This is a genomic window from Streptomyces sp. BBFR2 (assembly GCF_044497305.1).
Taxonomy (GTDB): domain Bacteria; phylum Actinomycetota; class Actinomycetes; order Streptomycetales; family Streptomycetaceae; genus Streptomyces.
The window spans coordinates 2227106-2249993 of record NZ_CP172415.1 but is presented as its reverse complement, the minus strand read 5'-3'; the positions used below and the strand labels follow the sequence as shown (position 1 = coordinate 2249993).

Below are 22888 nucleotides of genomic sequence, written 5' to 3'. Positions count from 1 at the left end.
CGGACGCGTGGTGCGGTGCCCGGCCCGCTCCGCGGTCCCGCGTGGTGCCCGTCCCGCGCGGCGCCCGCGCCCGGCCGCCCCACCCGGGGCCCGACGCACCCGCGGGTCCGGGCCCGGGCCCGGACCCCGTACCGGCCCCACGGAATCTCACACGCGCTCATCCGCACCCGCCGGCGAGAGGCCCCTCACTCCGCCTGCTCACCGCCCCGCCCGGCCCGTCCCCTCCCGTACTGGAGCGCCAGCACCGCCAGCCCCACCGCGAGCCACACCGCGCCCACGACCTGGGCCGTCGGCGACGCCTCGACGATCACGGCGACCACCACCGCCAGGCCGATCACGGGGACCACCACATGGCGCAGCACGCTCGGGACCTCCGCGCGCCGCCGGACGCGGAACCAGCCGATCACCGACGCGTGCAGCAGCGCGAACGCGGTCAGCGCGCCGACGTTCACGATCGACGACAGATGGTCGAGCCCGTCGTCCCGCCGCGCCGCCCACACCGCCGCCACCAGCGTCACCACCGCCGCGCCCAGCAACGCCCGGCGCGGCACCCCACTGCCCGCGTCCACCTTGGCCATCGCCCCGGGCAGCCGCCGGTCCCGGGCCATCGCGAACAGCAGCCGCCCGGCCGCCGCCTGCCCGGCCAGCGCCGCGAACGCCGCGCCCAGCGCCTTGCTCGCCGCCACCAGATCGTGCAGCCAGCCGCCCACCGACGCGTCGACCGTCGTGTAGAACGCCGCGCCCTGCTCACCCGGCTTCGCCGCCAGTTCCGCCGCCGGCATCGGGGCCAGCAGCGCCGCCAGATACGTCTGCACCGCGAACAGCAGCCCGGCCACCACCAGACAGGTGATCACCGCCCGCGCCACCTGGTCCGCGCCCCGCTGTCCGGCGCCCGCCGCCGGTCCGTGCGCCCCCCGCGCCTCCTCCGCGAACGCCGCGATGGCGTCGAAACCGAGATACGACAGCACCGCCACCGACACCGCCGCCAGCACCGCCGTCATCGAGAAGCCGCCCTCGCCGGTCAGCGGCGCCGCCCAGCCGCGCTGCGCGCCGTGCGCCACCAGCTCCGCCACCGCGGCGACCACGAACACCGCCAGCACCGCGATCTCCAGCGCCAGCACCGCGAACCCGACGACCGCCGCCGCCCGCACCCCCCACAGGTTCAGCAGCGTCGTCACCACCACCGCCAGCGCCGTCCACACCCACTGGTGCACCCCGGGGACGAGCGCGTGCATCGCGATCCCGGAGAACAGATACGCCACCGCCGGGATCAGCAGATAGTCCAGCATCGCCATCCACCCGGCGACGAACCCCGCGCCCTCACCCAGCCCCACCCGCGCGTACGTGTAGACCGACCCCGCCTGCGGCGCCACCCGCACCATCTGCGCGTACGAGTACGCCGTGAACGCCATCGCCACCGTCGCGACGAGATAGACGAGGGTGACCGCCCCGCCCGACTTGGCCTGGAGCGTGCCGAAGATGCCGACCGGCGCCATCGGGGCGATGAACAGCAGCCCGTAGACGATCAGGTCCCGGAAGGAGAGCGTCCGCCGCAGCGCCGGCGGGCTGCTGCTGCCCCGCTCCGGCGCCGTCGCCGCCCTGTCGTCCCCGCCCGCCGGCCCCCCGGCCGTGCCGCGCGCCGCATCGTTCTCCGGCATACCGCCTCCCTGGTCTCTCGGCCCCAGTCTGGGCCACCGGCGCGATCTCCGTGCGGTGCGGTACGCCCGTACGATGGGACGCATGACTGCTACGCCCGGCCCGTCACCCGCCACCGCCGCGAGCGAGGACGCCCCGCGTCACGGTGACACCCCGCAGCCCGCCAGCACCCCGAGAGCCGACGCCCCGCGCGAGCGCCGGCGGGTCCTGCTCGCCGCCCCGCGCGGCTACTGCGCGGGGGTGGACCGCGCGGTGATCGCCGTCGAGAAAGCCCTGGAGCAGTACGGCGCTCCCGTCTACGTACGCCACGAGATCGTGCACAACAAGTACGTCGTGAAGACCCTGGAGAAGAAGGGCGCCATCTTCGTCGACGAGACGGCGGAGGTCCCCGAGGGCAACATCGTCATCTTCTCCGCCCACGGCGTCGCCCCGACCGTCCACGAGGAGGCGCGGCGCGGCAAGCTCGCCACCATCGACGCGACCTGCCCGCTGGTCACCAAGGTGCACAAGGAAGCCGTCCGGTACGCCAAGGAGGACTACGACATCCTCCTCATCGGCCACGAGGGTCACGAAGAGGTCATCGGCACCAGCGGCGAGGCGCCCGACCACATCACGCTGGTCGACGGTCCCGAGGACGTCGCGAACGTCGAGGTCCGCGACCCGGACAAGGTCGTCTGGCTCTCCCAGACCACCCTCTCCGTCGACGAGACGATGGAGACGGTCGGCGCCCTCAAGGGCCGCTACCCCAACCTCCTCTCGCCGCCCAGCGACGACATCTGCTACGCCACCCAGAACCGCCAGATCGCGGTCAAGCAGATGGGCGCCGACGCCGACCTCGTCATCGTCGTCGGCTCCAAGAACTCCTCGAACTCCGTCCGCCTCGTCGAGGTCGCCCTCGGCGCCGGCGCCAAGGACGCCCACCTGGTCGACTACGCCGACGAGATCGACGAGAGCTGGCTCGACGGCGTCACCACCGTCGGCGTCACCTCCGGCGCCTCCGTCCCCGACGTCCTCGTCCACGGCGTCCTGGACTGGCTCGCCGAGCGCGGCTACGACGACGTCGAGACGATCACCGCGGCGGAGGAGTCCATCGCCTTCTCGCTGCCCAAGGAGCTGCGGCGTGACCTGCGCGCCGAGGCCAAGGCGGCCACGGAGAGCTGAGCCCGCGGTTCCCGGGAACCGGCCGCCGAGACCTTCCGTACCGGCGGCCGGTTCCGCGTTTCCGGACCGTCCCGGGAGGCCGCCGGTTCCCCGTTCCCGGGGCGCCCCGCGCCCGTCGCGCCTAGCCTTTTCCCATGAAGGTCTTCGGTGTGGACATCGGCGGATCAGGCATCAAGGGTGCCCCGGTCGACCTGGAGCGCGGCGAGCCGGCCGAGCCGCGCCACAAGGTCCTCACCCCGCGGCCCGCCACCCCGGGCGCGGTCGCCGACAGCGTCCGCGAGGTCGTGGCGCACTTCGGCTGGACGGGTCCGGTCGGCGCCACCTTCCCCGGCGTGATCACCGGCGGTGTCACCCGTACCGCCGCCAACGTCGACAAGGACTGGATCGGCACCGACGCCGCCCAGCTCCTCACCGGACGGCTCGGCGCCGACTGCCCGGTCACGCTCCTCAACGACGCGGACGCCGCCGGGCTCGCCGAAATGCGCTACGGCGCCGGACGCGGCCGCCTCGGCACCGTCATCGTCCTCACCCTCGGCACCGGCATCGGCTCCGCCGTCTTCACCGGCGGCCGCCTGGTGCCCAACACCGAACTGGGCCATCTGGAGCTGAACGGCCACGACGCCGAGACCCGCGCCGCCACCCACGCCAAGGACACCGAGGGGCTGAGCTGGTCACGCTGGGCGCGGCGGCTCACCAAGTACCTGACCCATGTGGAGATGCTCTTCTCGCCCGAGCTGTTCGTGCTCGGCGGCGGGGTCAGCCGCAAGGCCGACAAGTTCCTGCCGCTGCTCGAAGGGATCAGGGCCGAGATCGTGCCGGCTCGGCTTCGGAACGACGCGGGGATCGTGGGTGCCGCGATGGCCGCTCATGCCGCTCGGGCTGCGGCGCCACCTGCCGCGGACGGTTCCCGGGAGCCCGCCCCGGCGCCCGCCCCTCCGCCGCACCGGGACGCCGGTTCCCCGGACGGCCCGCCGGTCGCGTCGCCGGTCGGCTGGCCCGACGCCGCACGATGAGCACCACCTTGCGCACCAGCGCGAGGAAGACGCAGACCAGCGTCCCCGCGTAGAGCCAGCCCGCGTTCAGCGCCAGCACGGTGAAGACACCCATCAGCAGCCCGGCGAACCCGTCCGCACCGTGCGCGATCGGCACCGCCCCGAGCGTGAACGCGATCGGCAGCGCCACCGGCGCCGCGATGAGGTCGTACGGCCGCACCCACAGCCCCGCGCAGAGCGAGACCAGGACGAAGAACACGCCGTACGGGGTCTGCGCGCCGTCGAGGAGCAGTTCGTCGAGGGCGGCGAAGGCGAGCAGCGCGAGGGTGCTCAGCAGGCCGCAGCCCAGGCCGGTCAGTTTCGGGGCGGGCATCCGCCGCACCACCGCGGCGACCTTGCCGGGCAGCGGCCGCGGACCGGCCCGGTAGACGGTCGCGGTACCGGCGGCCGGCCGCTCGGCGTCCGCGGGTTCCGCACCGGGCCGCTCCCGCCCCGGCCGCCCCTTCGCCGGGCGCGGCAGCCGGGGATCGCGGACCGCGGAGGGCCCGCCGCTCACGGACGGGCGGTGCTGGGGTGCGCGCGCATCTCGTTGCTCCACCCGCCAACGGTAGGCCGCCCAGTGCTATGAACGTGCTCCGGGACACGCCAGGGTGCCTCACCGATGCCGCGTTCGGGGGCCCGCACCGGGCCGGACGGCCCACCGCCCGCGCCCCGTAAACTGGTGGATCGGCCCCTACGGGAGCCGTGTCCGCCCTCACCGCCTCGCTCCCCGGGATGTCGCCACCGTGTCGCTCACGATCGGAATCGTCGGACTGCCCAACGTCGGCAAGTCGACCCTCTTCAACGCCCTGACCAAGAACGATGTGCTGGCGGCCAACTACCCGTTCGCCACCATCGAGCCGAACGTCGGCGTCGTCGGCGTCCCCGACACCCGCCTGGCCAAGCTCGCCGAGATCTTCAGCTCCGAGCGCGTCCTCCCGGCGACCGTCGACTTCGTCGACATCGCGGGCATCGTCCGCGGCGCCAGCGAGGGCGAGGGCCTGGGCAACAAGTTCCTCGCGAACATCCGCGAGTCCGACGCGATCTGCCAGGTCATCCGCGCCTTCGCCGACGAGAACGTCGTCCACGTCGACGGCAAGATCTCGCCCCGCGACGACATCGAGACGATCAACACCGAGCTGATCCTCGCCGACCTCCAGACCATCGAGAAGGTCCTGCCGCGCCTCCAGAAGGAGTCGCGCATCAAGAAGGACATCGCCCCGAAGGTCAAGGCCGTCGAGGAGGCCAAGGAGATCCTGGAGCGCGGCGACACCCTCTTCTCCCAGGGCATCGTCCAGGGCTCCGGCAACGAAGAGCTCCTCCACGACCTCCACCTCCTCACCACCAAGCCCTTCCTCTACGTCTTCAACGTCGACGAGGACGAGCTGACCGACGAGGCGTTCCAGGCCGAACAGCGCGCCCTCGTCGCCCCCGCCGAGGCGATCTTCCTCAACGCCAAGCTGGAGGCCGACCTCGCCGAGCTGGACGAGGAGGACGCCATGGAACTCCTCCAGTCCGTAGGCGCCGAGGAGCCCGGCCTCGCCACCCTCGCCCGCGCCGGCTTCGCCACCCTCGGCCTGCAGACCTACCTGACGGCCGGCCCCAAGGAATCCCGCGCCTGGACCATCAAGCAGGGCGCCACCGCCCCCGAAGCCGCCGGCGTCATCCACACCGACTTCCAGAAGGGCTTCATCAAGGCCGAGGTCATCTCCTTCGCCGACCTGGTCGAGACGGGCTCGGTAGCCGAGGCCCGCGCCAAGGGCAAGGCGCGGATGGAGGGCAAGGAGTATGTGATGCAGGACGGGGATGTGGTGGAGTTCCGGTTCAATGTGTGACCAGGTGACGTGATGCCACGTCGCTGATCTGGCAAATGCGCAGGTCAGAGAGGGCTCGACTCTTCGGAGTCGGGCCCTTTGCGTTTCCCGCGCTGGGATAGCTGACCCCTCGTCATGTCGCGGTGTGATCGTGCGCTTCGAGCGGTACGAAGTTGCGTGGGAGACACGATCGGCGGATGCCTCAGGCATCTCCAATGGTTGAGAGTGTGCTCGGCTGCCAGCGCGGTTGGCACCGCCATCGTTTCGGCGATGGCTCCGGATGGTTGGCAGTGCGCGAGGGACGGCATCGTAGCGCTCCGGCAACGGCTCCGGTCCGAGTCTGCCGACTCAAGTCATGCGGACTTTGAGGGGAACCGGAGGATTCTCCTCGGTTATCTGCAAGCAGATAATGAACGAACGCACGCCGCGTTCGTCGCTGCATGGAACGGGTACTTGCTCCGGTTGCTTGTCGCACAGCCTCAGGCTCTTGACGCCCTCCGGCAGCTCAACGCGATGCTTGCGCAGCAGCACACCAGTAGTGTCCATCCCTCCCTGGACATGACTGCCGATGCAAGCGGTAACGGGCAGGTGTTCCAGGCTGGTCGAGACCAGAGGATCACGCAGAAGTGAATCCGCCCAGCCGTGACGGAGAAATGAATGAGTCCTGGTCGATGCGGGCCGAAGCTTTCGATGAGAGCCAGGTATATCAGGCCGGTAGAGATCAGCACTTCGTCCAGAACCACTACCACTTCGACGCAACGAAACCTCGCGTTCGCGAGATGGTTCAGGACGATGACGAATATGAGTATGTCTTCTATATGGGACCGTGGCACGTCCCGGTCACGATTTTGCTCTATCTACTTGCCCCGGTGCCATTGCTCGTAGGCGGCACCAGTCTGCAACTTGTCTTTGAGGCTGAGCCCGGACCTTCAATCTGGTGGCTCATGGTCTACACGGCATGCACCGTGATCGTTGGCGTGACCATTGAGGTCGTCATGCTGAACAAGGCACTTCTCCGCAGCCCGTGGAGCTTCAGCACTGACACGTACGTCAGGGTTCTTCACGGACTGGCCGCCGCTGGGCTCTTCATCTATTCCTTGATCCGTCCTCCGGGTGAAGCTGGAAGCATCGGACGCCTCGCCCTTGATTGTGCGGAGGTTCTGGGGCCGTTGTAGCGGCAGATCTCCGGGTGGTCGGTGGCAATGGCGACTGACTGTGTGTTCTTCGCTCGTTTCGAAGTGACTTTCGGACACGCCAGTCGGGTCACGGCAGTATGCCTTGGAGTGTCGTGGCCTGAAGGTGTTGAACAGCGGAGGCGGTGGGCCCTGTCGGTGCCCGTGATCAGGCCGGGGGCGTGCAAGAAATCACCCCAGCCCTTGGCTCATTGCCGACACGGTTGAGTGGCGTTGTCGGTCCCGGGCTCTCTCGTATTCTGTTGTGAATTCCGTGCTGGTGTGGTTCTGGGAGGCGCCCGCATAACCACAGGCCAGCCGGATTGTGGTGGAGTTCTGCTTCAACGTCTGACCAGGTGTCGTGACACCACATCGCAGATCCGGCACCTGCGCGGATTGGCAGGGACCCGGCCTTTCGGCCGGGTCCCACTGATTCCCGCGCGGCTCCCCGCGGCTCAGCCCTCCGTGCCGGCGGCTGTCAGGAACCCGCGTACGTATCCGGCGACCGTGTCCAGATGGCTCTCCAGCAGGAAGTGACCGCCTCCGGGTACGAGGTGGATCTCCGCGCCGGGCAGATCTCTCGCGAAGGCGTGGGCGCCTTCGGGGCCGAAGATCTCGTCGTTCGCGCCCCAGACTGCCAGGAGGGGGACCTGGCTTTCCCGGAAGTAGGTGTGCAGGCGGGGGTAGAGGGGGCGGTTGGTGGCGTAGTCGCGGAAGAGGGCCAGTTGGACGAGGTCGTTGCCGGGGCGGCTGATCTCGTGGTGGTCGGTGGTCCAGGTGTCGGGGTCGACCAGTTCGGGGCGGGCCACGCCGTGCAGATACTGCCAGTGGATGGCGTCGAGGGTGAGGGCGGTGCGGACGGCGGGTTCGGTGCGGGGACCGGGGTCGGCGGCGTAGGCCCAGAGGGGGTCCCAGAAGCCGGGGACGAAGCCGTCCTCGTAGGCGTTGCCGTTCTGGGTGATCACCGCGGTGACGGCTTCCGGGGTGCGGAGCGCCAGCCGCCAGGCGAGGGGGGCGCCGTAGTCCTGGACGTAGACGGCGTAGCGGGCGATGCCGAGGTGGGTCAGGAGAGCTTCGGTGAGGTCGGCCAGGGCGTCGAAGGTGTAGGGGAACGTGTCCGCGGGCGGGGCGTCGGAGCGGCCGAAGCCGAGGTGGTCGGGGGCGATGAGGTGGAAGCGGTCGGCCAGCGCCGGGATGAGGTGGCGGAACATGCGGGAGCTGGTGGGGAACCCGTGCAGGAGGACGAGTGCGGGGGCCTCGCGGGGGCCTGCCTCGCGGTAGAAGAGGCGGTGTCCCCGGACTGTGGCGTAGCGGTGGTGGATCTCCGTCATGACTAACCCCTTCGATACTTTATGGAGGTTGTCTCTCGGGTTTCAGTACGGCAGCTCTGAGGTAACCTGTCAAGTGGCTTGAAGGGGTTAGGTGAGAGGTGGGTCGGGCTGTGCTGGACGAAGAAGCCCTGATGGAGGCGTTGAACAGCACCCCTGTCGTTGACGGCCGGTGCCGCGATCTGTGGGAGGACGGCGACGGGCTCGCGAGATGGGCGCGGGAGCACGGCGGGCACGGCGGGGAGGGTGAGCGCCGGTGGCTGCGCACCGCCCGGGACGCGCTCCACGCGGTGGAGTCGGGCGCGGCGGCGGAGTCCCGGCTGCGGAGGGTCCTCGCGGGGGTGCGGAAAGTACCGGAGCCCGGCGCGGCGGGGGTCGAGTGGCGGCTGGAGGTGCCGTCGGAGCGCAGGCTCGCCGTGGAACTCGTGCTCGCGTGGGCGGACGTCAAGGAGCGCCTGCCCGGCCGGTTGCGGCCGTGCGGGAACCCCGAGTGCCGCCTTTTCCTGCTGGACCGCAGCCGTGCCAACACCGCGCGGTGGTGCTCGATGAAGACCTGCGGCAACCGGCTCAAGGCCCGCCGTCACCAGGCCCGGACGCGGGACAGTTCGTAAGCCGGGGCCCTGGCGGGCCGAGGTGGCACAGCGGTTCGCCGGCCAGGAGCGCCTGGCTGCCCTCGGCGGCGTGCGGATGTCCCGGCCGGTACGCCATCCCGCGCCCGCTTCCGGTTTTCGGTGCGAGGGGAACGCAACGAGCGTGTTCTCGGCGGGAATTCACCCCGGAAATGAAAGATCGGCGGCTTTCTTTCCCGCTTTTTCTTCTTTTTCTTACGGGAGTTGAGCTCGGGTGGAGCGCGGCGGGGTGAAGTCCCTTTGCTCCGAGGAGTGTTGGGGGTATTGCGGGCGCACGCCCGAGGGCGGGCCCGTCGGGTCGTTCCGTTCCCGTGTGCGTCGCGCCGGATTCTCTGAGCGGTGAACCGTGCCGCGGGGCCCGTCATGCCTTCGAAACCCTCGCGAGCCTTCCTCGACACCTGCGGTTCAGGTGCTGTAGGCCGTAGCGGCACATCGGGTGCCCTGTTGCAAGGGGTAAAACAAGCCAATCGGCGAGCGCGGGATGGCCGTTTTGTGTGGGGTGGTGCCGTCGGGCGTCATCGGGAGAACAGCTCGAAGCGGACGATTCGCGTCGTGCCGTCGGGGCCGGGGCGCAGGGTCCGGTCGAGGAAGTCGCGGGCGTAGGCGAGGGGATCGGGCGCCGGGGAGCCGGGGGCGGCGAGGCCCTGGATGTACGTCCGGTGGGCGGCGAGGGAGGCCACGGCGGCGTCGAAACCGGAGCCGATCGCCATCGCGTGCGTGGGGGTGGGGGAGTCGGCCACGGCGATGTGGCGGACGCCGTTCCAGGGCGGGAGATCTTCCTCTGTGACGAGGTCGGGGAAGATCCAGCGATTGCCCGCGTCGGCGGCGGCGTCGAGGACGGCGCGGCCGACGGTGCGGTGGTCGGGGGTGTTCCAGTGGCCGCCCTCCCAGGTGTCGTGGTGGTTGAGGGTGACGAGCAGGTCGGGGCGGTGGCGGCGGACGGCCGCCGACAGGTCACGGCGCAGGGCGAGCGTCGGGGTGACGGTCCCGTCGGGATGGTCGAGGAACTCGACGGTACGGACGCCGACGAGGGCGGCGCCGGCCCGCTCCTCGGCCTCGCGGACCGCGGCGCACTCCTCGGGCGCGAGACCGTCGATACCGGCCTCGCCGCGCGTCACCAGGAGATAGGTGACGGTGCGCCCGGAGGCGGTCCATTCGGCGACGGCGGCGGCCGCGCCGTACTCCAGGTCGTCGGGGTGCGCGGCGATGGCGAGCGCGTGGCGCCAGTCGTCGGGCAGGGCGGGGAGCGGGGTGGTGTCGCCGGTCACGGGACTCCTCGGGGTAGGGCCTCCTTGACGTCCACCTTCGCCCATTTCCTTGATCGTTATGCCGGGTGAGCTGGGGGTCATCACATTGGGTGATTTCCTGGCCCAAGGTTGCGGGTGGCGACGCGCAGTTGCCACGCTGTTACCCACCGCCAAGCTGTTGGGAGGGCCCGTGTCTTTCGGTGAGCAGCCCGCGTACCTCCGCGTCGCAGGTGACCTGCGTCAGAAGATCGTCGACGGCGCGCTGCCGCCGCACACCCGGCTCCCCTCGCAGGCCCGCATCCGCGCCCAGTACGGCGTCTCCGACACCGTCGCACTGGAAGCGCGCAAGGTCCTCATGGCGGAGGGCCTCGTCGAGGGCCGCTCCGGCTCCGGTACGTATGTGCGTGAGCGCCCCGCCCCCCGCCGGATCGCCCGGGCCGGGCACCACGCCGGGCCGTCCTGCACGCCCTTCCGGCAGGAGCAGACGGACGAGCGTGTCGCGGGTAGCTGGGAGTCGAGCAGCCGGCAGGAGGAGGCGGGGAGCGCGATCGCCGGGCGGCTGCGGATCGAGCCGGGCGCGCGGGTCATGCGGACGCGGTACGTCTTCCGGGCGGAGGGTGAGCCGGCCATGGTCTCGACCTCCTGGGAGCCGCTGGAGATCACCGGCCGCACCCCGGTGATGCTGCCCGAGGAGGGCCCGCTCGCGGGGCGCGGAGTGGTCGAGCGGATGGCCGCGATCGACGTGGTGGTGGACAACGTCGTGGAGGAGGTCGGCGCCCGGCCGGGGCTGGCTGAAGAAGTCATGGTGCTGGGCGGCGTGCCGGGCCATGCTGTGCTCGTCATCTCGCGGACGTATTTCGCCGGGGGCAGGCCCGTGGAGACCGCCGATGTGGTCACCCTCGCCGACCGGCACCGTGTGACGTATCACCTGCCGGTCCGTTAGGTCCGGCGCGACGGGGGCGGGAGGAAGCAAGGGCGGGACGGGGAGTCGGACGCGAGGGCCTCGGGATGGGTCCGCGTACCGCCCGTAACGCCAGTTTCATGCGGACTCGTTGTCCGTATTCATTCTTATTTGTCGGCTGCACCGTGTCGTGGGAATAGTCACACCCGCTCGCTGGGGCGGGGCTTTTCGCCGGGTGAGGGAATCCGATCATCCGATTCGCTCTTACGATGGCGAAGTTTGTGCACGGCACGGGGGAAGACCAGGAGACCAAGCACGTGAGCACGACGAAGACCCCGAGCGCGGAGCAGGGCTCGCACTCCAATTACCGCCGGTCCCTAGGGACCATCGCCCTGACCGCCACTGGTCTCGGGTCCATCATCGGCTCCGGTTGGCTCTTCGGAGCCGAACGGGCCGCTGCCATCGCCGGTCCCGCCGCCATCCTCGCCTGGGTGATCGGCGCGGTCGTCGCACTCACCATCGCCCTGACCTACACCGAGCTGGGGTCGATGTTCCCGAAGGCCGGCGGCATGGTCCGCTACGGCCAGTACTCGCACGGCTCGCTCGCCGGTTACCTCGCGGCGTGGGCCAACTGGATCGCGATCGTCTCCGTGATCCCCGGTGAGGCCACCGCCTCCGTCCAGTACATGAGCTCCTGGGACTTCGGCTGGGCCCAGGCGCTGTACGACGGCAAGGAGCTGACCGGCAGCGGTGTGGCGCTCGCCAGCGTGCTGCTGATCTTCTACTTCTTCCTGAACTGGTTCGCGATCACGCTGTTCGCGAAGACCAACACCGCGATCACGGTCTTCAAGGTCGTCGTTCCGATCCTGACCGCGAGCGCGCTGATGATCGCGCACTTCGACACGGGCAACATCAAGGACGCCGGCGGCTTCACGCCGAACGGCTGGAGCTCGGTCTTCACCGCCGTCGCGGTCTCCGGCATCGTCTGGGCCTACAACGGCTTCCAGTCGCCGCTGAACCTCGCCGCCGAGGCGCGCAACCCGGGCCGCTCGCTGCCGAAGGCCGTCATCGGCTCCATCGTCATCGCGCTGGTGATCTACGTCGCCCTCCAGGTCGCGTTCCTGATGGCGGTGCCCGGTGACAAGCTCGCCTCCGCCGGCGGCTGGGCCGGTCTCGGCTACAACTCGCCGCTCGCCGACCTCGCCATCGCCTGGGGCCTGAACTGGCTGGCGATGCTGCTCTACGCCGACGCCTTCATCTCGCCGTCCGGCACGGGCATGATCTACGCCGCCACCACCTCGCGCATGATCCACGGCGTGCAGGAGAACGGTCACCTGCCCGGCATCTTCGGCAAGGTCGACAAGAAGACCGGCGTGCCGCGTCCGGCGCTGGTGCTCAACCTCGTCATCGCCTTCCTGTTCCTCGCGGTCTTCCGCGGCTGGGGTTCGCTGGCGGAGATCGTCTCCGTCGCCACGGTCATCTCGTACATCACCGGCCCCGTCGCCGTGATGTCGCTGCGCCGCCTCTCGCCCGGTCTGAAGCGTCCGGTGCAGTTGAAGGTGATGCCGGTCATCGCCCCGATCGCGATGGTCTTCGGTTCGCTGGTGCTGTACTGGGGCCGCTGGCCGCTCACCGGCAAGGTCATCCTGATCATGGCGGTCGGCCTGCCGGTCTGGGCCTGGTACGAGATCGGCAAGCCGCTCTCGCAGGGCCGTAAGCCGTGGGCCGAGCTGCGTCCGCACCTCAAGGCCGGCGCCTGGATGGTGGTGTACCTGCTGGTGATGGCGATCGTCTCGTACAGCGGCGGCAAGGAGTTCGGCGGCAAGGGCTACCTGCCGGAGGGCGTGGACATCGTCGTCGTCATCCTCATCGGCCTCGCGTTCTACTTCTGGGGCGTGCGCAGCTCGTGGCGGAACCCCTCGCTGGTCGCGGTCGAGGAGGAGATCCGCGCGGCGGAGGAGGCCGAGGAGTCCGGGGCCGCCACCGTGGGCGCGCAGCGCAGCGGCGACGCGGGTCCCGATGACGACCGTCCCTCGGACGGCAAGGTCCGCAGCGACGCCTGATCCGCACCGCTTCCGGGGCCCGGCCCCGGGGGATGTACCACCGAGCCGTACGGCTCCACCGGCCACTCGCAGGCCCGCCCGGTACGCCGGGGGCCCGCGGGTGGCCGGTTCCGTCTCTCCTTGTGCCATTCCGTATCCGCTGAGTGAAGGTCGGGCGTAGGGTCGGGCATATGCAGAATGCGGATTCGGTATCGGCCCGGGAGGGGCACGGGATGACGCGCGGTGCTGCGGACGGAGCGATGTGATGGCCGGCGGAACGACCGAGCTGCCCTGGCTCGTCATTCGTCAGGAGGAAGGCGGCCATCGTTATCGGGTGGGCCGGTACGCCACCCGCGCGGAGGCCGAGCGGGTCGCCGGACGCCTCGACGGCGACGGTGACCAGCGGCTCTATGTGGTGGAGAAGATGGATGTGACGACCGGCTGAGCGGGTTGCGGAGCGTGGTGCGCGCCGTAGGCTGCCGCGTATGACGACGGTGCGTGTGGTGGTGGGCGGCGCGGTGCTCGACCGCGGGCGGTTGCTGGCCGCGCGGCGCAGCGCGCCGCCCGCGCTGGCCGGTCGCTGGGAGCTGCCCGGCGGCAAGGTGGAGGACGGCGAGAGCCCCGAACAGGCGCTCGTCCGCGAGCTGCGCGAGGAGCTGGGCGTCGAGGCCGAGCCGCTGGAGCCGATCGAGGGCGAGTGGCCGCTGCGCCCCGGGTTCGTCCTGCGGGTGTGGGCCGCCAAGCTGGTCTCCGGCGAGCCGCGGCCGCTCCAGGACCACGACGAGCTGCGCTGGCTGGAGCCGGCCGAGGAGCTGTCGGTGGACTGGCTGGACCAGGACCGCCCGGCGGTCGCCGCGGCGATGCGGCTGCTGCGGGAGGGCGCGGATCCGGCCACCGCCGCGCCGCCCGATCCCTCACGCTCCACCATGCCCGGCGGGCGCACACCGCTCTGAGGCCGGCGGGCGTCCGGTCGTACGGGGTGGCGGACGGGCTCGGGCGGTGGGTTCGTCCGGGTGGCCCGGGCGCCCGTGCGCGGGCGGTACGGGCGGGCAATTATCGGGTATGTCCTGATTGACCCACTTACAGGCGGGTGCGGTGGGCGCCGCACCATGGGAAGTGATCGGCGTGAGCGACAGCGGAGCGGCAGGAGCCCCCGAATCGGCACACGCCGTCCGCCGTCGTGACCCGGCCGCCGGGGCGTCCGCCGTCGCCGAGTGGAGTTTCCCCGCCGAGCCCGGCGCCGTCCGCACCGCGCGGGCCACGGTCCGCGCGAGCCTCGCCGACTGGCATCTCGATCCCCTCATCGACACCGCCGTGCTGCTCGTCAGCGAACTGGTCACCAACTCCCTGACGTACGCCAGCGGCCCGATCGGCGTCCGGCTGGAACGGCTCGGCGGCGGACTCCTCGTCGAGGTCTCCGATCCGCTGCCCGATCCGCCGCTGGAGCGCGCCGCGGCCCCCGACGACGAGGGCGGACGCGGACTCCAACTGGTCGCCCGCGCCTCCCGGCGCTGGGGGACGCGGCACGGGAAGAGCGGCAAGACCGTGTGGTTCGAGCTGGCGGTGGCTGGTTAGGAGACAGGTGGCCCCGGTTGACGCGCGTCGTTGCCCATTCGTCGACAAACCGTGCCGAGGCCGCGATCGAGACTGTGCTGTGATCGTGAAGACCGTGTTCCGAAGTGCCGAGGTGCTGATTTACTCGGCAGGTCCGGTCCGGGCACGATGAGCTGGAGGGGACGGGGCTCGTGAGCGAGTTGTCATCCGGCGGGACGGTTCCCGCGCAGACCGCAGGTCACGGCGGGAAAGGCCCGGCCGACGCGGTCGTCGTCCCGCCTGCCCACGCGCCGCAGGACCCGCCGGTGTGGCAGTCCAGCCGGCCCGGTTCGATCTACGACTACATCCGGCTCGCGTCCTTCTCCCTCGGCCCCGACGGCCGTATCGACAGCTGGAGCGAGCGCGCCACCGCCATGCTCGGCATCTCCGCCGCCCAGGCCGTCGGCAAGGACCCGGTCGAGGCGTTCGTCCCCCATGAGCTGCGCGAGACCGGATACCGCGCGGTCTCCCGGATCCTCGACGGCCGGGAGTGGACGGGCCTGGTCCCCTACCGCCGGGAGGACGGCGGCGCGGCCGACGGGCTCGCGGAGATCTACGTCATGCCGTCCGAGACGGAGACCGGTGAGCGCGCCGCGGTATGCCTCGTCGTCGACGTCCGGGCGCTGCGCGGTATCGAGACCGACCTCGCCGCCGCGCAGGCGGTGTTCGGCCAGTCCCCGATGGGCTTCACCCTCTTCGACACCCGGCTGCGGCTGCTCCGCGTCAACGAGCGGTTCGCCACCGTCTTCGGCGGCCCGGCGAGCAAGTACCGCGGCGGCACCCCGTACGACTTCCTGCCGCGGACCGAGGCCGAGCGGATGACGGTGGCGCTGCGCCGGGTGCTGGAGACCGGTGAGCCGGTGTCCGAGATGCAACTGGTCGGCGTGGTGCCCGGGGAGGAGGACCGGCGGCGCTGGTCGGTCTCGCTCTACCGCCTGCACGGCGCCAGCGGCCGCCCCATCGGCGTCGCCGCGCTCGCCTCCGACGTCACCGGGCGCCGCCGCGCCGAACGCGAGGCCGCCAACGCCCGCCGCAACCTCGCGCTGCTCAACGAGGCGGGCGCCCGCATAGGCAACTCCCTCGACCTGGAGACCACCGCCCGCACCCTCCTCGACGTCGCCGTCCCGCAGTTCTGCGACCTGGCCTCCGTCGACCTCTACCAGGGGCTGCTGGCGGGCGACGAGGCGCCGCCCGGGATGAGCGACGGCAGCGCGGAGCTGCGCCGGGTCGCCTTCTCCAGCGCCGTCTCGGACGCGCCGCTCGCCACCATGCCCGCCGCGCCCGAGGGCGGACCGGTCGCGGTCGGCGCCGTGCACCGCTATCCGTTCCACTCGCCGTGCGCGGCGGCGCTGCGTACCGCGCAGGCGCAGATCGTCCCCGGCCGGGAGGGGGAGGAGGGCCGCGAGCTGGGCGCCGTGGTGCACTCCACGCTCGCGGTGCCGATGGTCGCGCGGGACACCGTCGTCGGTCTGGTGCAGTTCTCCCGGACGAAGGGCAGCGAACCGTTCGGCGAGCGGGACACCGCGCTCGCCGTGGAGCTGGCGGCGCGCGCCGCGGTCTGTATTGACAACGCCCGGCTCTACCGCCGCGAGCACGAGCGGGCGCTGATGCTCCAGCGCAGCCTGCTGCCGCCCGGTGACCCGGAGGCCGCCGGGCTCGACATCGCCTGCCGCTATCTGCCGGGCGCCGCCGCCACCGAGGTCGGCGGCGACTGGTTCGACGTCATCGAGCTGCCCGGTCACCGCACCGCGCTGGTCGTCGGCGACGTCATGGGCCGCGGGCTGCGCGCCGCCGTCGCCATGGGTGAGCTGCGTACCGCCGTGCGCACGCTGGCCCTTCTCGACCTGGAGCCGGCCGAGGTGCTGGCCGCGCTGGACGAGGTCGCCCGCGGGCTGGGCGGCGGTGAGGGGCGCGGCGGCAAGCGCTCCGCGGCCGGCCGCTCCTCGGCGCCCGGCGTGCCGCACGCCGCCGGAGCCGCCGATCTCTCCGAGGTCTACCTCGCCACCTGCGTCTACGCCGTCTACGACCCGGTCACCCGCCGCTGTACGTTCGCCAACGCCGGGCATCTGCCGCCGGTGCTGGTCGAGGAGGGCGCGGAGGCGGCGCTGCTGGACGTCCCGCCGGGCATGCCGCTGGGCGTCGGCGGCGAGCCGTTCGAGGAGATCGAGGTGGAGCTGGCGGACGGCGCGCTGCTCGCCCTCTACACCGACGGTCTGGTGGAGTCCCGCGATCACCCGCTGGACGAGGGCCTGGAGGCGTTCCGCGGCGCGCTCGACGCCGACCGGCCGCTGGAGGACGCCTGCGATCACGTCCTGACCACCTTGGACACCTCGCACGGCGAGGACGACATCGCGCTGCTGATGGCCCGGGTGCACGGACTGCCCAAGGACGCGGTGGGGGACTGGAACCTCGCGCCGGAGGCCCGTTCGGTGGCGCGCGCCCGGGAGCTGGCCCGCGACCAGCTCACCGACTGGGGCCTTACGGAGCTGGTGGACACCACCGAGCTGCTCGTCAGCGAGCTGGTCACCAACGCGCTGCGGCACGGCCACGGCGAGATCCGGCTGCGCCTGCTGCGCGACCGGTCCCTGGTGTGCGAGGTGTGGGACGCCGATCTCGCCCAGCCGCGCCGCCGCCGCGCCCGCGACACCGACGAGGGCGGCCGGGGTCTGCAACTGGTCGGCCTGCTCAGCTCCGGCTGGGGCAGCCGCCGCACCCCCCGCGGCAAGACCGTCTGGTTCGAACTCGCCCTGCCCGACGGCGACCACCCGGCGCCGGATCCGGCCGAGGCGCTGCTGAGCATGTTCTGAGCGGGGCACGTCCGTAGCCCGGTCCCGTCGCGGGGCCGGGCTTCGTCGTGCCGGGCGGCGGGGCGTACGGGGCCGGGCTTCCGGGCGTGGCCCCTCCGGCGGCCGGCCGCGCCGCGCACCGCCCCGGTCGCGCCGCCTCCTTCGTACGTCCTCCGCGCCTGCGGCCTTGCGCCCGGTCCCGGCCTCCGTTTCGTCAGGGTGCGTGCCGGTCCTTCGCGCCCAGGCCCTCGTCCTCGGCGTCGGACCACAGGGCGCTGTCGTACGGGGTGTCGGGGACGGGGACGACCCGGGGGCCGCCGGGCGCGGGGGTGCGGGCGGGCGCGACGGCGGTGCGGAGCAGGCGCAGGCTTTCGCCCAGGTGGTCGGTGTCGGTGCGGACCCGGCGGATGTCGAGCCCGTCGCCGAGCCGGTGTTCCAGGCGGACCACGGCCCGTTCCAGCTCGTCCAGGGTGCGTTCGGCCGTCGTCAGTTCGTCGTGAAGGGACATGATCCGCCCTCTCTGCCGGAAACGTCGTCCGGGAAGGCCGGCGGGCGCCGGGCGGGGGTGTCTTCGCGAGGACCGGGGAGACACCCCTGGCTCCGGAGCGCGGGGACGACCTCCTACGTCCCGAGTGTCCCGCGTCGCGGTGGGACGGGAAAGGCGGGACGGGCCGCGCCGCCCCGGGGTACCGGCGGTGCGGCGCCGCGGCGGAGGTCCGGGGCTGCCGGTACGCCAGGGGCGGCCGGGCGGTGGCCGCTCCCGTGCCGTTCCCGGCGGCTCTTCCGCCGGGCGGGTGGCCTTGGCCAGGGGCGCCGCCGTGTCGGGCGGGCGGGCCGCCCCCGGTCGCTTTCAGTGGGGGTGTCATAGATGTGATGAGCCGCTAAGTGGGCCGGACGTGGCACGGCGGCTCGGCGCGGCGTCGGTGCGAGCCCTCGGAGGTAACAGCCATGACCGACCACGTCAGCCCAGGCCGCGCCGCGCACCGCGGACGCCGCGCCGCCCTTCTCGCGGCGGGGTTGCTGCTCCCGCTGCCGGTCCTGGCCGGCTGCGGTGACGACGGCGGTGGCGGCGCGGGCCTCGCCCAGGACATCGCGGCGGCGCCACGCGGCCGGGTCGCGAACGGCGGCACCGTCCGCTGGGCCGTCGACGCGCTGCCCGGCACCCTCAACGCCTTCCACACCGACGCCGACGCGGCCACCGACCGGGTCACCGGCGCCGTCCTGCCGCAGTTGTTCACCCTCGACCGCGGCGGCGCCCCGCAGCGCAACGCCGACTACCTCACCGCCGCGGACCTCACCACCCGCGAGCCCCGGCAGGTCGTCGTCTACAAGCTCAACCCCAAGGCCCGCTGGAGCGACGGCCGCCCGATCGGCGCCGCCGACTTCCTCGCCCAGTGGAAGGCGCTGCGCGGCACCGACCACGCGTACTGGACCGCACGCAACGCCGGGTACGACCGCATCGCCAAGGTCGAACAGGGCGCCGGGCCGCACGAGGTCAAGGTCACCTTCGCCCGGCCCTACACCGACTGGAAGGCGCTGTTCACCCCGCTCTACCCGCGGTCGGTCATGGCCGACGCCGACACCTTCAACGACGGCGCCCGCGACCGGCTCCCGGTGACCGCCGGACCGTTCGCCGTCGGCGACCGCGACTCCGACGGCGGCTCCCTCACCCTGGAACGCGACCGCCACTGGTGGGGCGCGCCCGCCAAGCTCGACCGGCTGGAGCTGCGCGCCGTACCGCGCGGGAAGCGGGCCGAGGCGCTGAGCGGCGGCAGCGTCGATGTCGCGGAGGTCGACGCGGCCGTCGCGAAGAAGATCGACGAAGCGGGGGGCGCCGCCGCCCCGGCGGGCGTCCCCAAGAGCGTCCACGCGGGCAACGCGGGCGCCCCGGCCGAGGGCGCCCCCGGTGAGGTCGCCGCCGACGCCGTGCGCGCCCAGGCCGCCGCCCGCGGTTCCGAGGCGGCCCGCGCCGAGGCCCGTGCCGCGGCCGCCACCCGGACGCTGCGCGGCTACACCGTCCGCCGGGCGCTGCGGCCCGCCGCCACCCAGCTCGCGCTGAACGGCGGCAGCGGGCCGCTCGCCGACGACCGGGTGCGGCGCGCGGTGGCCCGCGCCATCGACCGCCAGGCCCTCGCCGACACCGTCCTCAAACCGCTGCGGCTGCCCGCCGCACCGCCCGGCAGCCATCTGCTGCTGGCCGGGCAGGAGGGGTACGCCGACCACAGCGACGCCGTCGGCGGCACCGACACCGACGCGGCGAAGACGCTGCTGGCGGACGCCGGCTGGCGCTCGGGCCGGTCGGCGAAGCACCCGCAGCAGCCCGCCAAGGGCGACGCGCAGGCCGGTCACGGCGGCGCCCCCGGCGACGCGGGGAAGGCCGACGGGCAGCGGATCGCGGCGCAGGGACCCGCGGTGATGAAGGACGGCAAGCCGCTGACCTTGCGTTTCGTCCTGCCCGACGGGCCGGCCGGCGCGGAGCTGCGCACCGTGGGCCACCGGATCGCCACCATGCTCGCCCGGATCGGCATCGCCACCGACGTCCAGAAGGTCGCCGACGACGGCTACTTCCAGGACCACATCGCGGCCGGCGACTACGACCTCGCGCTCTACTCCTGGCCGGGCTCCGCCTACCCGTCGACCGACGCCCGGCCGGTCTACGCCAAGCCGCAGCCCGCGCCGGACGGTTCGCTCGACGTCGGGCAGAACTACACCCGGGTGGGCAGCGACCGCGTCGACCAGCTCTTCGACGAGGCGGTCTCCGACCTCGACCCGAAGGCCGCGCGGGAGGCGCTGAACAAGGCGGACGCCCGGATCTGGGCCTCGGCCGGCTCGATCCCGCTCTACCAGCGCCCCGAACTGGTCGCCACGAAGAAGTCACTCGTCAACATCGGCTCCTTCGGCTTCGCCGCCCCGCGCTTCCAGGACATCGGCTACGCGAAGTGAGCCCGGCCCCGCCGCCGCGCCGTACGGAGTTGACGGCGCGGCGGCGGGCGGGTGGAACCGGGGCGTCCCAAGGCCGGACAATCGGTGAGAACGCCCAGGTCAGGCCGGGTGCGGGCGGCCTGGGGAGGTCGATACCGCGGCAGCCACGTACCATGGGGTGAGGCCGTGGCGTCTTCATGCCCGGCAGGCGCGCGTACCGGACCGTACGCGCCGCCCACCACGATTCCGGGAGAAGCGCCGCAAGTGCCCACGCGCCACGACATCCGCAACGTCGCCATCGTCGCCCACGTCGACCACGGCAAGACGACCATCGTCGACGCCATGCTCAAGCAGGCGGGGGCCTTCGCCGCTCACCAGCTCGACTCCGTCGACGACCGGGTCATGGACTCCAACGACCTGGAGCGCGAGAAGGGCATCACCATTCTCGCGAAGAACACCGCGGTCAAGTACCACCCCAAGGACGGTGGCGACCCGATCACGATCAACATCATCGACACCCCCGGCCACGCCGACTTCGGCGGCGAGGTCGAGCGCGGTCTGTCGATGGTCGACGCGGTCGTGCTGCTGGTCGACGCCTCCGAGGGCCCGCTGCCGCAGACCCGCTTCGTGCTCCGCAAGGCGCTGGCCCAGCGGCTGCCCGTCATCCTCTGCATCAACAAGACGGACCGCCCGGACTCCCGGATCGACGAGGTCGTCAACGAGACGTACGACCTCTTCCTCGACCTGGACGCCGACGAGGACCAGATCGAGTTCCCGATCGTCTACGCCTGCGGCCGTGACGGCGTCGCGTCGCTGACCAAGCCGGAGGACGGCACCGTCCCGGCGGACTCCACCAACCTGGAGCCGTTCTTCTCCACGCTGCTGGAGCACGTCCCGGCGCCGGAGTACGACGAGACCGCCCCGCTCCAGGCCCACGTCACCAACCTCGACGCGGACAACTTCCTCGGCCGTATCGCGCTGCTCCGTGTCGAGCAGGGCGAGCTGCGCAAGGGCCAGACCGTGGCCTGGATGAAGCGCGACGGTTCGATCTCCAACGTCCGCATCACCGAGCTGATGATGACCGAGGCGCTGACCCGCAAGCCCGCCGAGGTCGCCGGTCCCGGTGACATCTGCGCGGTCGCCGGTATCCCGGAGATCATGATCGGTGAGACGCTGGCCGACCCGGAGAACCCGGTCGCGCTGCCGCTGATCACCGTCGACGAGCCCGCCATCTCGATGACCATCGGCACCAACACCTCGCCGCTGGTCGGCCGGGGCGGCACCGGTAAGGGCGCGGACGCCAAGGCGGCGGTCAAGGACCGCAAGGTCACCGCCCGCCAGGTCAAGGACCGCCTCGACCGCGAGCTGATCGGTAACGTCTCGCTGCGCGTCCTGGACACCGAGCGTCCCGACGCCTGGGAGGTGCAGGGCCGCGGTGAGCTGGCGCTGGCCATCCTGGTCGAGCAGATGCGCCGTGAGGGCTTCGAGATGACCATCGGCAAGCCGCAGGTCGTCACCAAGCAGGTCGACGGCAAGACCCACGAGCCGGTCGAGCGGATGACGGTCGACGTGCCCGAGGAGCACATGGGCGCGGTCACGCAGCTCATGGGCACCCGTAAGGGCCGGATGGACAACATGTCCAACCACGGCTCCGGCTGGGTCCGCATGGAGTTCGTCGTCCCCTCCCGCGGTCTGATCGGCTTCCGTACGGAGTTCCTGACCAACACCCGCGGTACGGGTATCGCCCACTCCATCCACGAGGGCCACGAGCCGTGGTTCGGCGAGCTGAAGACCCGTAACAACGGCTCTCTGGTCGCCGACCGCTCCGGCGCGGTCACCGCGTTCGCGATGACCAACCTCCAGGAGCGCGGTGTGCTCTTCACCGAGCCCGGCACCGAGGTGTACGAGGGCATGATCGTCGGCGAGAACTCCCGCGCCGACGACATGGACGTCAACATCACCAAGGAGAAGAAGCTCACCAACATGCGCTCCTCCTCCGCGGACTCCTTCGAGGCGATCGTGCCGCCGCGGAAGCTCTCGCTGGAGCAGTCGCTGGAGTTCTGCCGCGACGACGAGTGCGTCGAGGTGACCCCGGAGGCGGTCCGTATCCGCAAGGTCGTCCTCGACCAGAAGGAGCGCGGCCGTACCGCGTCGCGCGCCAAGCGCTGACGCCGCACCGCTGATCGACGAAGCGCCCCGCGGGACTCCGGTCCTGCGGGGCGCTTCGCCATGTCCGGGGACGGCCCCGGCCGGGAGCGCGGCGGGCTTTTATCGCGGTGATTGGATCTTGTCAACGGCATCTTGGTCCCGACCATTTGGCTTGGTGTCCGTATTACGGACCAATTCTTGAGTGATGCTTCCCACCTCGTCCCTTTCTTCCCTGTACGGATCGTTTGCTTTGTCCGAATTTCGAACGCGGTAAGCGGGAGATGTGACCTAATCGAGACGCTTTACACGTGGTTTATGGCCGGAACGTGACTGAGACTGGGCCGTATTGAGCTCGGGTCAATGGGTCACGCGCCGTAAGAGGCGCCGACTCACGAGCATCGGGGGCTGGTTGCGGACTGTCAGGGGTGTCAGTCGCGGCCGGCTCCTTTCCATAGCAG

The 22888-nt window shown here is 71.6% G+C and carries 18 protein-coding genes and 1 pseudogene; 13 read left to right on the top strand and 6 right to left on the bottom strand.

The features are described 5' to 3' along the window. Positions 1 to 185: 185 nt before the first annotated feature. Positions 186 to 1658: an APC family permease gene (locus ACGH2B_RS08360; RefSeq protein ID WP_399086426.1), complete on the bottom strand. Its 1473-nt coding sequence runs from the start codon at positions 1656 to 1658 to the stop codon at positions 186 to 188. Between the two features lie 82 nt (positions 1659 to 1740). Between ACGH2B_RS08360 and ACGH2B_RS08355 the strand changes: the two genes are divergently transcribed. Together ACGH2B_RS08355 and ppgK are read left to right on the top strand one after the other, a co-directional pair. Continuing rightward, on the top strand, positions 1741 to 2817 hold the full coding sequence (locus tag ACGH2B_RS08355; protein WP_399086423.1) for a 4-hydroxy-3-methylbut-2-enyl diphosphate reductase: 1077 nt from the start codon (positions 1741 to 1743) through the stop codon (positions 2815 to 2817). Between the two features lie 134 nt (positions 2818 to 2951). Continuing rightward, positions 2952 to 3830 (top strand): polyphosphate--glucose phosphotransferase, encoded by an 879-nt coding sequence (ppgK, locus tag ACGH2B_RS08350; RefSeq protein ID WP_399086420.1) that lies wholly within the window; start codon positions 2952 to 2954, stop codon positions 3828 to 3830. Between the two features lie 61 nt (positions 3831 to 3891). On the opposite strand, the pseudogene ACGH2B_RS08345 reads toward ppgK, so the two are convergent. Continuing rightward, positions 3892 to 4182 (bottom strand): annotated as a pseudogene (locus ACGH2B_RS08345) (DUF6542 domain-containing protein); the annotation flags it as partial. A 412-nt stretch (positions 4183 to 4594) separates the two neighbouring features. On the opposite strand from ACGH2B_RS08345, the gene ychF reads away from it, so the two are divergent. Next, entirely contained in the window at positions 4595 to 5683 is a 1089-nt protein-coding gene (gene ychF / locus ACGH2B_RS08340) for a redox-regulated ATPase YchF (RefSeq protein WP_399086417.1), read from the top strand. Positions 5684 to 6010: 327 nt separating this feature from the next. Here ychF and ACGH2B_RS08335 read toward each other — a convergent pair whose 3' ends face one another. Further along, the gene (locus ACGH2B_RS08335) at positions 6011 to 6193 is read right to left on the bottom strand and encodes a hypothetical protein (RefSeq protein WP_399086414.1); all 183 of its coding nucleotides are present in this window, start codon (positions 6191 to 6193) and stop codon (positions 6011 to 6013) included. Between the two features lie 95 nt (positions 6194 to 6288). Here ACGH2B_RS08335 and ACGH2B_RS08330 point away from each other — a divergent pair, with 95 nt between their 5' ends. Then, positions 6289 to 6837 carry a hypothetical protein gene (locus ACGH2B_RS08330; protein WP_399086411.1) on the top strand — a complete coding sequence of 183 codons (549 nt, stop codon included), beginning with the start codon at positions 6289 to 6291 and terminating at the stop codon, positions 6835 to 6837. Positions 6838 to 7289: 452 nt separating this feature from the next. Here the strand turns inward: ACGH2B_RS08330 and ACGH2B_RS08325 are convergent, their stop codons facing one another. Beyond that, positions 7290 to 8165, bottom strand: coding sequence for an alpha/beta fold hydrolase (locus ACGH2B_RS08325; RefSeq protein WP_399086408.1), 876 nt, complete (start codon positions 8163 to 8165; stop codon positions 7290 to 7292). Positions 8166 to 8275: 110 nt separating this feature from the next. On the opposite strand from ACGH2B_RS08325, the gene ACGH2B_RS08320 reads away from it, so the two are divergent. Beyond that, on the top strand, positions 8276 to 8773 hold the full coding sequence (locus tag ACGH2B_RS08320) for a CGNR zinc finger domain-containing protein (RefSeq protein ID WP_399086405.1): 498 nt from the start codon (positions 8276 to 8278) through the stop codon (positions 8771 to 8773). Between the two features lie 533 nt (positions 8774 to 9306). Here ACGH2B_RS08320 and ACGH2B_RS08315 read toward each other — a convergent pair. Beyond that, positions 9307 to 10059, bottom strand: a complete 753-nt coding sequence (locus ACGH2B_RS08315) for a PIG-L deacetylase family protein (protein ID WP_399086402.1) — start codon at positions 10057 to 10059, stop codon at positions 9307 to 9309. A gap of 169 nt (positions 10060 to 10228) precedes the next feature. On the opposite strand from ACGH2B_RS08315, the gene ACGH2B_RS08310 reads away from it, so the two are divergent. The 6 genes from ACGH2B_RS08310 (at position 10229) to ACGH2B_RS08285 (ending at position 17381) form a co-directional block, all read left to right on the top strand. After that, a complete protein-coding gene (locus ACGH2B_RS08310) occupies positions 10229 to 10981 on the top strand; it encodes a GntR family transcriptional regulator (RefSeq protein ID WP_399086399.1) in 753 nt (250 codons plus the stop codon). A 227-nt stretch (positions 10982 to 11208) separates the two neighbouring features. Next, positions 11209 to 13002, top strand: coding sequence for an APC family permease (locus ACGH2B_RS08305; protein WP_399086396.1), 1794 nt, complete (start codon positions 11209 to 11211; stop codon positions 13000 to 13002). A gap of 244 nt (positions 13003 to 13246) precedes the next feature. After that, the gene (locus tag ACGH2B_RS08300; RefSeq protein ID WP_399086393.1) at positions 13247 to 13426 is read left to right on the top strand and encodes an SPOR domain-containing protein; all 180 of its coding nucleotides are present in this window, start codon (positions 13247 to 13249) and stop codon (positions 13424 to 13426) included. A 40-nt stretch (positions 13427 to 13466) separates the two neighbouring features. Next, positions 13467 to 13934, top strand: coding sequence for a (deoxy)nucleoside triphosphate pyrophosphohydrolase (locus tag ACGH2B_RS08295; protein WP_399086390.1), 468 nt, complete (start codon positions 13467 to 13469; stop codon positions 13932 to 13934). 163 nt (positions 13935 to 14097) lie between these two features. After that, entirely contained in the window at positions 14098 to 14556 is a 459-nt protein-coding gene (locus tag ACGH2B_RS08290) for an ATP-binding protein (RefSeq protein WP_399096811.1), read from the top strand. A gap of 170 nt (positions 14557 to 14726) precedes the next feature. Then, entirely contained in the window at positions 14727 to 17381 is a 2655-nt protein-coding gene (locus ACGH2B_RS08285) for a SpoIIE family protein phosphatase (RefSeq protein WP_399086387.1), read from the top strand. Between the two features lie 193 nt (positions 17382 to 17574). Here the strand turns inward: ACGH2B_RS08285 and ACGH2B_RS08280 are convergent, their stop codons facing one another. Beyond that, entirely contained in the window at positions 17575 to 17868 is a 294-nt protein-coding gene (locus ACGH2B_RS08280; RefSeq protein ID WP_399086384.1) for a hypothetical protein, read from the bottom strand. A 440-nt stretch (positions 17869 to 18308) separates the two neighbouring features. On the opposite strand from ACGH2B_RS08280, the gene ACGH2B_RS08275 reads away from it, so the two are divergent. Beyond that, positions 18309 to 20303 (top strand): ABC transporter family substrate-binding protein, encoded by a 1995-nt coding sequence (locus tag ACGH2B_RS08275; protein WP_399086381.1) that lies wholly within the window; start codon positions 18309 to 18311, stop codon positions 20301 to 20303. A 243-nt stretch (positions 20304 to 20546) separates the two neighbouring features. Next, on the top strand, positions 20547 to 22451 hold the full coding sequence (typA, locus tag ACGH2B_RS08270; protein WP_399086378.1) for a translational GTPase TypA: 1905 nt from the start codon (positions 20547 to 20549) through the stop codon (positions 22449 to 22451). Positions 22452 to 22888: the final 437 nt, after the last annotated feature.

Bases quoted from the DNA above. Each gene is read 5' to 3' on its own strand.
- ACGH2B_RS08360 (WP_399086426.1), bottom strand. From the start codon at position 1,658: ATGCCGGAGAACGATGCGGCGCGCGGCACGGCCGGGGGGCCGGCGGGC.
- ACGH2B_RS08355 (WP_399086423.1), top strand. From the start codon at position 1,741: ATGACTGCTACGCCCGGCCCGTCACCCGCCACCGCCGCGAGCGAGGAC.
- ppgK (WP_399086420.1), top strand. From the start codon at position 2,952: ATGAAGGTCTTCGGTGTGGACATCGGCGGATCAGGCATCAAGGGTGCC.
- ACGH2B_RS08325 (WP_399086408.1), bottom strand. From the start codon at position 8,165: ATGACGGAGATCCACCACCGCTACGCCACAGTCCGGGGACACCGCCTC.
- ACGH2B_RS08305 (WP_399086396.1), top strand. From the start codon at position 11,209: ATGGCGAAGTTTGTGCACGGCACGGGGGAAGACCAGGAGACCAAGCAC.
- ACGH2B_RS08300 (WP_399086393.1), top strand. From the start codon at position 13,247: ATGGCCGGCGGAACGACCGAGCTGCCCTGGCTCGTCATTCGTCAGGAG.
- ACGH2B_RS08295 (WP_399086390.1), top strand. From the start codon at position 13,467: ATGACGACGGTGCGTGTGGTGGTGGGCGGCGCGGTGCTCGACCGCGGG.
- ACGH2B_RS08280 (WP_399086384.1), bottom strand. From the start codon at position 17,868: ATGTCCCTTCACGACGAACTGACGACGGCCGAACGCACCCTGGACGAG.
- ACGH2B_RS08275 (WP_399086381.1), top strand. From the start codon at position 18,309: ATGACCGACCACGTCAGCCCAGGCCGCGCCGCGCACCGCGGACGCCGC.